The following is an 11,221-nucleotide window of genomic DNA, read 5'->3' as shown; positions in this document are numbered from 1 at the left end:
CAGCGCAGCCAGGTCGATGCCGGCGTGTGCCGTCGAGGCGCCGCGGCCGGCGCACAGCTTGCGCGCCTCTTCCTCGGTCTTGTCGAAGGCCTGCTCCCAGGTGAGGACGCATACCGCCTGTGGGCGTTCATGCCAGCTGTCGTGGCAGGTGTCCTTGACCAGCGCGGCATCGGAGTCGGGATTCTTGCCCATGGCGGCCTGCCAGCAGGCGGCGATGAGGTCCTGATACATCACCTGCTGCGCCGCATCGAAACCCTGGTCTTTTACGTACCAGATGAAACTGGGGTGATTGGCGGCGATGACGCTGGCCTTGCTGTCCTGGCCGAGGTCGAGGCTGGCGGTGTCGAGCACCTGGAGGGCTACGCCGTAGTGCTGTTGCAGCCATTGCCGCACCGGGTAGCCGTAGGCCACCAGCGGACGTGCGGCGCCGGTGTCGCGTTGCAGCAGGAACTCCAGCATACGTTTCGCATAGGGGGCGTAGTAGGGATAGGTGGGTTCCAGCGTCTTGCCGGCGCTGGCGGGGGCGGCGATGGGGGCGATGTCGACGATGGCCTCGTACAGGGTGACGTCTTGCGCGGCGACGCCGTTTTCCTGCAACAGGGATTCCCAGCGCTGGCTGGTCTTGGAGCCGAGATAGTCCTGATCCGGCAGCGAATAGTCGGGCGGGAAGTGCAGCAGCTGCACCGAGCGCTGCTGCGTCAGGGCCAGCCCCAGCGGCAGGAAGAAGCGCCACTCCTTGTCGTTCCACAGGCCGGCGGCCCTGAGCTGGGCGGTGGCCTGCACGCCGAGCTGGCCGATGGCGAGAAACCGCGGCAGGCGGCGGCTGTAGTCGAGCACCTGCCAGTCGGAGCTGCGGATGGTCGCGGTGTAGTTGCCCAGGTCGTTCCACACGGTGACGGTGAGGTCGGGCAGGCCGTCGCGCTCGGCGCTTTGCCGGGTGTAGTGGCCGATGGTGTCGGTGAGTGATTGCGGACTCTCCGGCGTGTTGGGCCAGGAGTAGAGCTGGAGCAGGGTCTGTTCGTCACCGAGCGGCGCGCTGGCTTCATATAGCCCGCTGGTCGGTGCAATGGTGGCGGCGGCGCAGCCGCAGAGCAGCAGGGCAGTGAGCAGCAGGCGGCCCCAGCGGTACAGCATCGTCATCGGCGACTCCTGTTTATGTGCGCGCCACGGGTAGGGTGAAGTGCACTTCGGTTCCCGTGTGCGGCCGGCTGTCCACCCACAGGTTGCCGCCCTGGCGTTCGGCCAACTCCTTGCACAGCAGCAGGCCGAGACCGCTGCCCGGTTCACCGCTGGTGCCGGGGCGGCTGGAGAGCTGGCCGATGTCGAACAGATGCGACAGCTTGTCGGCCTCGATGCCGATACCGGTATCACGCACGGTGACGTGGATTTCGTGGTGTTCCCGCGCGGCGGATACGGTGACGTAGCCCTTGCGCGGGGTGAACTTGATGGCGTTGGAGAGCAGGTTGTGCAGGATGGTCTGCAACATATGCGGGTCGGCGCGCACCGGGGTGTTGGGCGCCACGCGCCGCTCCACCTCGATCTCTTTCAGTGACGCGTGCAGGGCGAGGGGGCCGCAGGCGTTCTCCAGTGCGCCGTGCAGGTCCAGCACGACGGGTTGGTACTGCTCCTGATCCAGTTGCAGGCGCGACCATTGCAACAGATTCTCCAGAAAGCGCATCAATTGCTGCATCGATTCGCGCAGCGTGCCGAACCGTTCGCTCAGCTCGCGATTGCCGGTTTCCCGGATCTGGCCATCGAGGATGCCGAGCAGGGAAACGATGGCGCCCACCGGGCCGCGCAGGTCATGGGCGACGACGGAGAACAGGCGATCCTTGCTGGCATTGGCCGCTGCCAGGCGATCGGCGGTTTGCTGTAGATCCTGTTCGGCCTGTTCGCGCTGGGTCATTTCGCGGCGCAGGCGTACGTTGGTGCCGGACAGTTCACGCGCCGCCTTTTGCAGCGAGCTGGTCCAGTGGGTGAACAGCTGGGCGCCGAAGAAGGCGATGAACAGGATCAGGATCATCACCGCCCAGAACAGCAGGGTAGTGGACTCGGCGCTGGCCAGGGCGGCCTCGCGCCAGGCGGCGGTGTCGTCGCTGGCCAGGGCGGCCTCGAGCCGGTTGTTGCTCAGCGCGACGGTGAAGTGCAGGTAGAGCAGCACGCCAGCGATGATGGTGCCGCCGGCCAGCAGGGTGCCGCGCGCCTCGCGTGGGCGCACTGTGATGGCGCTGAGATGACGCTCGCGCCAGCGGCTTATCGCTGGGCTGAACAGGTAGAGCAGTGGCGCTACCAGCAGCACGTTTTGCAGCCAGCCGCCCAGCCACCAGCCCTGCCAGATGGGCAGCAGGTGGTGCACGCCGAGGGCATTGGTGTGGGTCCAGATGAAGGAGCCGGTGGCGCCGAAGATGCTGCCGACGAAGGAGATGAGCACGAAAAAGGCCAGCGCATTGAGCGAGCGCAGGTCATAGGACACGGGTATGGCGCGGTAGGCGATGGCCAGCACGGCCAGTGACAGCGGATCGGCGAAGGCAAACAGCAGGGACCAGGCCAGCGGCATGCCGGAATACAGCGCCAGCACCAGGGTTGCCAGGTAGGCGGGCACGAAGCCCCACCAGAAACCGAACCACAACACCCACAGGGTGCAGAAGATCAGCGGCGGGTAAAGAGTGACGTAGATGTCCACACCGCCGAAATGCAGCGGTATGCCCGACCATTCGTAGGCGATGGAGGCCAGACCAAGGCCGATGCCCAGCGCCAGGGTGGCCAGCCAGGCCACCAGCAGGGCGGCGCCGTCGAAGTGGTGGCCGAGAGGCTGCAGCGCGCGCAGGCTGACGGCGCGGTAATAGGCGGTTGAAACGGGCTCCTCCAAACTGCTCTCCATCTCCATGGGACAAGCATCCTGTTTATTATTGTTGGCGCAGTGTAGCGCGTGCGGTGCCTGTGGCGAAACCGTGGGGCCGCAGATCGGCGACGGGTTTATCGTTTTATCGGTCTCATCGAAAACCTTGATAGTTCCTGAGTAGATTGCTCTGTTATTTTTGCTAACCTTAGAGCAGACCACATCTATCCCAGGGCTTCATCCCTGAGCAACCCATGCAGGAGGTGATGACCATGCGACGTCCCTATCTCGAACACTATGTATCCCCCCTATCCATGCCGGAAATCCGCAGCGTCGATCTGACGCGGCCGTGGTTCTGGCTGGCAGAGGGCTGGCGCGACTTCGTCGCCGCGCCCGGCCTGAGCATGACCTACGGCCTGGCGGCGACTCTGGCCTTTGCCTTGGTGTCGCTGCTGCTCGGTTCGATGGGCTCCTGGCACTGGGCCATCGCGCTGATGCCGGGCTTTCTGTTCCTCGGCCCGGTGCTGGCGGTGGGGCTGTATGAAGTGGCCCGGCGCCGCGAAGGGGAACTGGACAGTACGTTGGACGACACCCTGCACGGCTGGCGCCGCAATGTGTTGACCACCTATAGCCTGGGCATCATCATGGTGCTGCTGATGCTGGCCTGGTTCGTCACCTCGATGCAGCTCACGGCGCTGTTCGTGGCCAACGCCGGCGTGATGGCCATGGTCTTCGGCGGCGCGGCAGACCTGTCCACCTTTCTCACCTCCATCACCTGGCCGATGATCGCGGCAGTGAGCATCAGCGGTGCGGCGGCCCTGATCATCGCCTTCGTGCTCACGGCGGTATCGGTACCGCTGGCGGTGGATCATGAGGACATCGACGTGATCACCGCCATCATGGTCAGCGTGAAGGCGGTGGCGAAGAACGGACCCGCCATGGTGCTGTGGGCGGGTTTGATCACCGTGTTCGCCGGCATCGCCATCCTGCCGCTGTACCTGGGTCTGATCATTGCCTTCCCGTTGCTGGGCTATGCCACCTGGCATGCCTATCGGGACATCGTCGGGCAGTAGACCAGACTAGGCGCAGCGGTGTGCGGGGATGTGCCGCCATGTTCCAACGACCATGAGTCGTTGGAACATGAAGCGAATCGAACATCACATGTTTCGATTCGCGTGGGCTGAGAAGTCCAGGATGGACTTATTCAGACCTTCCCTAGTGGGTTCAGCCCCCGAGCATCCCCTTGAGATTCGCCAGCTGCGCCCGGCCGCGCTCCTGGCGCACCTCGGGCGCCAGCTCCACACCGGCACCTTCCCATTCCAGATCTTCCGCCGGCAACTCCTGTAAAAATCGGCTCGGCTCGCACCGCACCAGTTCGCCGCCACGGCGGCGGCGGGCGGCGACGGTGAGCGTCAGCGTGCGCTGCGCGCGGGTGATGCCAACGTAGGCGAGGCGGCGTTCTTCCTCGATGGTTTCCAGTTCGATGCTGTTGCGGTGCGGCAGCAGTTCCTCTTCCATGCCAACCAGAAACACGTGGGGGAACTCCAGGCCCTTGGCGGCGTGCAGCGTCATCAGGCGCACGTTGTCGCTGTCGCTCTCCTCATCGTTGCGATCGAGCATGTCGAGCAGGCAGATCTTGTTCACCAGCAGGGTGATATCCGCCTCATTGCCCTCCTCGTTGTCAGCGAGGCGCTTGATCCAGTCGAGCAGTTCGTAGACGTTGCCCATGCGCCGCTCGGCGGCCTTGATGTCGTTGGAGGTGTCCTTCAGATAGCTGTCGTAATCGATCTCGCGCACCAGGTCGCGGATCGCCTCGATGGGGTCACCGCGTCGCGCGCGATCGCCGATGTCCACCAGCCAGTGGGCGAATTGCTCGACGCGCTCGTAGGCGCGTTCGGACAGCTGCTGTTTCAGGCCCAGTTCGAAGCAGGCGGTGAACAGGGACACGCCGCGGCTGCCGGCGTAGGCGCCGAGTTTTTCCAGCGTCGAGGGACCGATCTCGCGCCGCGGCGTGTTCACCGCGCGCAGAAAGGCGGTGTCGTCGTCGGGATTCACCAGCAGCTTGAGATAGGCCAGCACGTCCTTTACCTCGGTGTGGGCGAAGAATGAGGTGCCACCGGACAGGGTGTAGGGGATGCGCTGCTCGCGCAGCGCCTTTTCGAACAGGCGCGACTGGTGGTTGCCGCGGTAGAGGATGGCGTAGTCGCGGTGGTCGGTGCGGTGCTTGAACTTGTGGGCGATGATCTGCCCCACCACCTTGGCGGCCTCGTCTTCCTCGTCGGCGCAGGAGACGATGCGGATCGGATCGCCGTAGCCCAGTTCGCTCCACAGCTTCTTGTCGAACACATGCGGGTTGTTGGCGATGAGCTGGTTGGCGGCCTTGAGGATGCGGCCGGTGGAGCGGTAGTTCTGCTCCAGCTTGATCACCTTGAGGTTGGGGAAGTCCTGGTTGAGCAGGGCCAGGTTTTCCGGCTGCGCACCGCGCCAGGCGTAGATCGACTGGTCGTCATCGCCCACCACCGTGAGCGCGCCGCGCGCGCCGACCAGCAGCTTCACCAGTTGGTATTGGGTGGCGTTGGTATCCTGGTATTCGTCCACCAGCAGGTGACGGGTGCGGTTCTGCCAGCGTTCCAGTACCTCCGGCTGCTGCATGAACAGCAGCACCGGCAGCATGATCAGGTCGTCGAAGTCGAGGGCGTTATAGGCCTTGAGATGGCGGTTGTACTCACCGTAGATGCGCGCCGCGCGCATCTCGCCATCGCTGCCCGCCAGCGTCACGGCCTGCTCCGGCGTGGTGAAGGCATTCTTCCAGCGCGAGATCTGCTGGTGCAGCTCCTTCAGCAGTTCCTCGTTGACGTTCTCCTTGCGCAGCAGCTCCTTGATCAGGTTGGCGCTGTCGGTGGCATCGAAGATAGAGAAGGAGGGCTTGTAGCCCAGGTGCTTGCCCTCGCGGCGGATGATGTCGAGGCCGAGGGTGTGGAAGGTGGAAACACGCAGGCCGCGGCTCTCCTTGCCCTGTAACAGCTTGCCGACACGCTCCTTCATCTCGCGCGCCGCCTTGTTGGTGAAGGTGACGGCGGCGATGTGTTGCGGCGACAGGCCGCAGGACTGGATCAGCCAGGCGATCTTCTGCGTGATGACGCGGGTCTTGCCGCTGCCGGCGCCGGCCAGCACCAGCAGGGGGCCGTCGATATAGCGCACGGCTTCATGTTGGCGCGGATTGAGATCGGACACGGGCGGTTTCGGCAGGAAGGGTAGTCAAACGGGGGCGTATTGTAGCAGCGGAAGCCTTTACCTGGGCGCCAATCGGGTTCATCCTGATGGCCCTCACCTCCACAGGGGAATCGGCCGATGCTGGACGATCTCGACAAGGCAGAGCGCCAGTGGCGCGAGCGTAGCCTGTTTGCCCGGCGCCGCGGCAAAGCCCGCTGGCTGCGTTGGCTAGTGCTCGCTATCGTGGCGGCGGCGCTGCTGGTGTGGCAGGAAGAGACCTTGGCCTGGCTGGCCAATATCCTCGCCTAGTTTCGGTCCAGCCGCCGGTAGGCCAGGGCCTCGGTGAGATGGGGCAGGTCCACTGCCTTGCTATCGGCCAGATCGGCCACCGTGCGGGCCACGCGGAGGATGCGGAAGTAGGCCCGCGCTGACAGTCCCAGTTTGTCCACCGCCCGATCCAGCAGGTCCAGTTCCCGATCCCCCAGCTTGCACAGCCTGCCGCACTCCCGATTGCTGAGTTCGCTGTTGGGCTTACCCTGGCGTTCCAGCTGACGCTGCCGCGCCGCAATCACCCGCGCCCGCACCGTGGCGCTGTTTTCGACCGTGCCGTCGGTACTGCGCAGCGCCTCCTGCGGCAGGCTGGGCACCTCGATCTGCAGGTCGATGCGGTCCAGCAGCGGCCCGGAGATGCGGGCGCGGTAGCGCTGGATCTGTTCGCGGGTGCAGTGGCAGCGGCCGCTGGGGTGACCGAGGTAGCCGCAGGGACAGGGATTCATCGCCGCCACCAGCTGGAAGCGGGCGGGGAACTCGGCCTGGCGGGCGGCGCGCGAGATGATGATGCGGCCCGATTCCAGCGGCTCGCGCAGCACCTCCAGCACCTTGCGATCAAATTCCGGCAGCTCGTCGAGGAACAGCACGCCGTGATGGGCGAGGGAGATTTCGCCCGGCCGTGGCTGGCTGCCGCCACCCACCAGGGCCACGCCGGAGGCGGTATGGTGCGGTGCCCTGAAATTGCGCTGGCCCCAGCGCGCCGCATCGAAGCCCTGATCGCTGATGGAGGCGATGGCGGCGGCCTCCAGCGCCTCCTGTTCGCCCAGCGGCGGCAGGATGCCGGGCAGGCGGCTGGCCAGCATGGTCTTGCCGGTACCGGGCGGGCCGAGCATGAGCAGGCTGTGGCCGCCGGCGGCGGCCACCTCCAGGGCGCGGCGCGCCTGATGCTGACCGCGCACGTCGGCCAGATCCGGTAGCGGGTGGTTGTCTGTGCCGGGCAAGGACGCCGTGTGTGGCGTGATCAGGGTGTGGCTATGCAGGTGGGCGCAGACCTCCAGCAGGTGCTGGGCGGGCAACACGACGGCATCACTCACCAGCGCGGCCTCATCGGCATTGGCCGTGGGCACGATGAGGGTGCGGCCCAGGTCGCGTGCTTTCAACGCCGCAGGCAGTACGCCGCGCACCGGGCGCAGTTCGCCGGACAGGGCGAGTTCGCCGAGGAATTCGTAGCGGGGCAGTGCATCGCGCGGCAGTTGGCCGGAGGCGGCGAGCAGACCCACGGCGATGGGCAGGTCGAAGCGGCCGCCTTCCTTGGGCAGGTCGGCGGGGGCCAGGTTGATGGTGATGCGGCGGGCGGGAAACTCGAAGCGGGAGGTGAGCAGGGCACCGCGCACGCGGTCCTTGCTCTCCTTTACTGCCGCCTCGGGCAGGCCGACGATGGACAGGGCCGGCAGCCCGTTGGCGAGGTGGACTTCTACCGCCACTGCGGGGGCGTCGATGCCCACGGCGGCGCGGCTGTGCACGATGGCAAGTGACATGGCTTCCTTTCCATTGCTGCGCGGGCCTCATTGCCCGCGGTCGATTATTTAGGCTTGCTGTCCTACAGCAAACAGTGCTTATGACAGGCGCTGTTCCAGTTCGGCAATCTTCTTTTCCAACGCCTCCAGCTTGGCGCGGCTGCGCGCCAGCACGCGTGCCTGCGCATCGAATTCGTCGCGCGTCACCAGATCGAGCTTTTCCAACCGTGCGCGCAGCACGGCGTTGAAGTTGTGTTCGATGTCGTGCCTGAGCGCGTGCAGGCCGGGCGGCAGGGCGGCGGCAAGGCGCTGCGCCAGGTCGTCGATGAAGTGGGTGTCCATAAAATATCCTCCAGGAGTTGCCGCAAGTTTACGCGATTGTGGGGTGCCTGCGCGCGCCAAAACGGTGCGTGATGGAAAGGCGCGCGGTCCATCCTGGTGCGGCGATGTTTTTGGTGATTTTGGAGCGCCTCTGCAACCGCATGAAATAAAAAGAAATTTGCAGTTGGCACAGCCGATGCACTGGCTCTCTTGCGCAGGTATAGACCCGCAATCCATTCCAACCTGAGGAGAGAAACAATGAGCAGCATCTTCCGCAAGTCCGTACTCGGTTCCGCCATCGCCCTGGGTCTGCTGGCCAGCGGCCAGGCCGCTGCCGAACTGAGCGCCAACGTCGGCTTCTCGTCCGAGTATATCTTCCGTGGTGTCTACCAGGCCGAGTCCAGCGCCTCTGCCGGCCTCGACTATAGCCACGACAGCGGCTTCTATGTGGGCACCTGGGCGGCCGACGTCAACCAGGGTTTGGAATATGACATCTACGGCGGCTACGAAGGCAGCATCGCCGACTTCAGCTATGGCATCGGCTTCACCGGCTACTACTACACCGACAAGTTCGACGAGACCTACCAGGAGATCAACCTGAGCCTGGGCTATGGTCCCATCACTGTGACCCATCAGATCGGTGAGTACGACAGCAAGCCGACCAAGCAGGACTACACCTTCAGTACCATCAAGGGCGAGTACAACGGTTTCTACGCCCTGTATGGCACCTGGGGCAACGACTTCAAGGGCAGTTACATCCAGGTCGGCTATGAGGCCGATGTGTCTGGCTTCACCGTCGGCGGTGCCATCGTGAAGAGCGACAAGGATCTGGCGCCGATGAAGGCGGGCGAAACCAGCGATGATGGTGAAACGCGTCTGGTGTTCTCCATCACCAAGACCTTCGATCTCTGATCCATTGATGGTTGTGCCGGGCCGCAGCGCGGCCCGGCCCCTAAAGGAGGATAACGATGAAACTGGTAACTGCAATCATCAAGCCGTTCAAGCTCGATGACGTGCGTGAGGCCCTGTCGGAGATCGGCGTGCAGGGTATCACGGTCACCGAGGTGAAGGGTTTCGGGCGGCAGAAGGGCCACACCGAGCTGTATCGCGGCGCGGAGTATGTGGTGGACTTTCTGCCCAAGGTGAAGGTTGAAGCCGCGGTCAAGGCCGACATGGTGGATCAGGTGATCGAGGCGGTACGCAAGGCCGCCAACACCGGCAAGATCGGCGACGGCAAGATCTTCGTATTCAATCTGGAACAGACGGTGCGTATCCGCACCGGCGAAACCGGCCCGGACGCCCTGTAACGGAGGATGCGACGATGGAAGCTGTGACAGAAATGAAATATGCGTTGGATACCTTCTACTTCCTGGTATCCGGCGCATTGGTAATGTGGATGGCGGCGGGCTTCGCCATGCTCGAGGCGGGCCTGGTGCGCGCCAAGAACACCGCCGAGATTCTCACCAAGAACGTGGCACTGTATGCCATCGCCTGCATCATGTACATGATCGTTGGTTACAACATCATGTACGGTGACGGCGTCAGCTCCGTGATCCCCGGCCTGAGCTTCCTGCTTGGCGGCGACAACACGGTGGAAGAGGTGTTGGCCGGCGGCGACGATGCGCCGTACTACTCCAACATGTCGGACTTCTTCTTCCAGGTGGTGTTCGTGGCCACCGCCATGTCCATCGTGTCCGGTGCCGTGGCCGAACGCATGAAGCTGTGGGCCTTCCTGGCCTTCGCCGTAGTGATGACCGGCTTCATCTATCCGGTGCAGGGTTACTGGAAGTGGGGCGGCGGCTTCCTCGACGAGCTGGGCTTCCTCGACTTCGCCGGTTCCGGTGTGGTGCACATGACCGGTGCCGCTGCGGCCCTGGCCGGTGTCCTGCTGCTCGGTGCGCGCAAGGGCAAGTACGGTGCCGACGGTTCGGTGCACGCCATTCCCGGCGCCAACCTGCCGCTGGCCACCCTGGGCACCTTCATCCTGTGGCTGGGCTGGTTCGGCTTCAACGGCGGCTCCGAGCTGAAGCTGTCCGACGTGGGCGAGGCCAATGCCGTGGCGCTGGTGTTCGTCAACACCAACATGGCCGCCGCCGGTGGCGTGGTTGCCGCGTTGATCACCGCACGCATGCTGTTCGGCAAGGCTGATCTGACCATGGCCCTCAACGGTGCCCTGGCCGGTCTGGTGGCGATCACCGCCGAGCCGCTGACCCCGACGCCGCTGCTGGCGACCCTGGTGGGTGCGGTCGGTGGTGTGCTGGTGGTGTTCTCCATCATCACCCTGGACAAGCTGAAGATCGACGACCCGGTCGGCGCCATCTCCGTGCACGGCGTGGTCGGCATCTGGGGCCTGCTGGCGGTGACGCTGAGCAACGAGGAATCCTCGCTGCTGTCCCAGCTCATCGGCATCGGCACTATCTTCGTCTGGGTGTTTGGCGCCGCCTTCGTCACCTGGCTGATCATCAAGGCCGTGATGGGTCTGCGCGTCACCGAAGAAGAGGAATACAACGGTGTCGACCTGACCGAGTGCGGTCTGGAGGCCTACCCGGAGTTCACCGGTTCCAGCAAGTAGCGCCCCTCTCCTCCCAAAGGCGCATTGGCGGGCATCTCACGATGCCCGCCATTTTTTTGGGTGTCGGAAAAAGTTACATGGGCAGGGCGGATAAGCGCCGCGCATCCACCAAGCCGACCTTGTCACAGGCCCTTGTGCGTGCCGTCGCAGTGCGGTGCCTTGCCGCTGCGGCGGCAGCCGCACAGCCAGACCTTGCCCTTCTCGCTCAGGGTGAATTTCTGCGGGCCCAGGCCGCTGCCTTTGTGGGAGCCGTCGCAGAAGGGTTGGTTCTTCGAGCGGCCGCAGCCGCACCACCAGTAGTCGCCGGCCTCCAGTTCCAGGGCGTAGGGTTTTTTCTGGGTGATTTCAGGTTCGCTCATGCTGGCCTCGTTCTGTTTTCCGTTAGTGATCCCGTAGAATGAATCCGTGTCCGCTAACCATAGTCGATGGCGGCGTCTTTCCCCAAGGTGGGGGATGAATTAACAATTCCAAGCGGGAGACGATCCTGAG

11 protein-coding genes are annotated in these 11,221 nt (G+C 64.4%); 5 read left to right on the top strand and 6 right to left on the bottom strand.

The genetic code is table 11. From position 1 onward, the window contains the following. Both ACMV8A_RS07505 and ACMV8A_RS07500 read right to left on the bottom strand, forming a co-directional pair. Positions 1 to 1,140 (bottom strand): hypothetical protein (locus ACMV8A_RS07505; RefSeq protein WP_495325142.1); only part of this gene is annotated, 1,140 nt, incomplete at its 3' end. Positions 1,141 to 1,153: 13 nt separating this feature from the next. Further along, on the bottom strand, positions 1,154 to 2,887 hold the full coding sequence (locus ACMV8A_RS07500) for a sensor histidine kinase (protein ID WP_495325141.1): 1,734 nt from the start codon (positions 2,885 to 2,887) through the stop codon (positions 1,154 to 1,156). Between the two features lie 224 nt (positions 2,888 to 3,111). Between ACMV8A_RS07500 and ACMV8A_RS07495 the strand changes: the two genes are divergently transcribed. Then, positions 3,112 to 3,912, top strand: coding sequence for a DUF2189 domain-containing protein (locus ACMV8A_RS07495; RefSeq protein WP_495325140.1), 801 nt, complete (start codon positions 3,112 to 3,114; stop codon positions 3,910 to 3,912). 151 nt (positions 3,913 to 4,063) lie between these two features. Here the strand turns inward: ACMV8A_RS07495 and rep are convergent, their stop codons facing one another. Beyond that, positions 4,064 to 6,073 (bottom strand): DNA helicase Rep, encoded by a 2,010-nt coding sequence (gene rep, locus ACMV8A_RS07490; protein WP_495325139.1) that lies wholly within the window; start codon positions 6,071 to 6,073, stop codon positions 4,064 to 4,066. Positions 6,074 to 6,190: 117 nt separating this feature from the next. Between rep and ACMV8A_RS07485 the strand changes: the two genes are divergently transcribed. After that, entirely contained in the window at positions 6,191 to 6,361 is a 171-nt protein-coding gene (locus ACMV8A_RS07485) for a hypothetical protein (protein ID WP_495325138.1), read from the top strand. Here ACMV8A_RS07485 and ACMV8A_RS07480 read toward each other — a convergent pair. Both ACMV8A_RS07480 and ACMV8A_RS07475 read right to left on the bottom strand, forming a co-directional pair. Then, entirely contained in the window at positions 6,358 to 7,860 is a 1,503-nt protein-coding gene (locus ACMV8A_RS07480; protein ID WP_495325137.1) for a YifB family Mg chelatase-like AAA ATPase, read from the bottom strand. The genes ACMV8A_RS07485 and ACMV8A_RS07480 overlap by 4 nt on opposite strands. A 78-nt stretch (positions 7,861 to 7,938) precedes the next feature. Continuing rightward, positions 7,939 to 8,181: an accessory factor UbiK family protein gene (locus tag ACMV8A_RS07475; protein WP_495325136.1), complete on the bottom strand. Its 243-nt coding sequence runs from the start codon at positions 8,179 to 8,181 to the stop codon at positions 7,939 to 7,941. Positions 8,182 to 8,418: 237 nt separating this feature from the next. Between ACMV8A_RS07475 and ACMV8A_RS07470 the strand changes: the two genes are divergently transcribed. From ACMV8A_RS07470 to ACMV8A_RS07460, 3 genes are read left to right on the top strand one after another with little or no spacing between them, the layout of a single operon-like run. Continuing rightward, complete coding sequence (locus ACMV8A_RS07470; RefSeq protein WP_495325135.1) at positions 8,419 to 9,072, top strand: TorF family putative porin; 654 nt, start codon at positions 8,419 to 8,421, stop codon at positions 9,070 to 9,072. 56 nt (positions 9,073 to 9,128) lie between these two features. Then, positions 9,129 to 9,467, top strand: coding sequence for a P-II family nitrogen regulator (gene glnK / locus ACMV8A_RS07465; protein ID WP_495325134.1), 339 nt, complete (start codon positions 9,129 to 9,131; stop codon positions 9,465 to 9,467). Between the two features lie 14 nt (positions 9,468 to 9,481). Further along, the gene (locus ACMV8A_RS07460) at positions 9,482 to 10,732 is read left to right on the top strand and encodes an ammonium transporter (RefSeq protein WP_495325133.1); all 1,251 of its coding nucleotides are present in this window, start codon (positions 9,482 to 9,484) and stop codon (positions 10,730 to 10,732) included. A 122-nt stretch (positions 10,733 to 10,854) separates the two neighbouring features. Here the strand turns inward: ACMV8A_RS07460 and ACMV8A_RS07455 are convergent, their stop codons facing one another. Then, positions 10,855 to 11,091: a CDGSH iron-sulfur domain-containing protein gene (locus ACMV8A_RS07455; RefSeq protein ID WP_495325132.1), complete on the bottom strand. Its 237-nt coding sequence runs from the start codon at positions 11,089 to 11,091 to the stop codon at positions 10,855 to 10,857. Between the last annotated feature and the right edge of the window lie 130 nt (positions 11,092 to 11,221).

The sequence above is a fragment of the Sulfurivermis sp. genome (assembly GCF_059410345.1).
The sequence above is the reverse complement of the archived record's forward strand: the minus strand, read 5'-3'. Positions and strand labels throughout refer to the sequence as shown.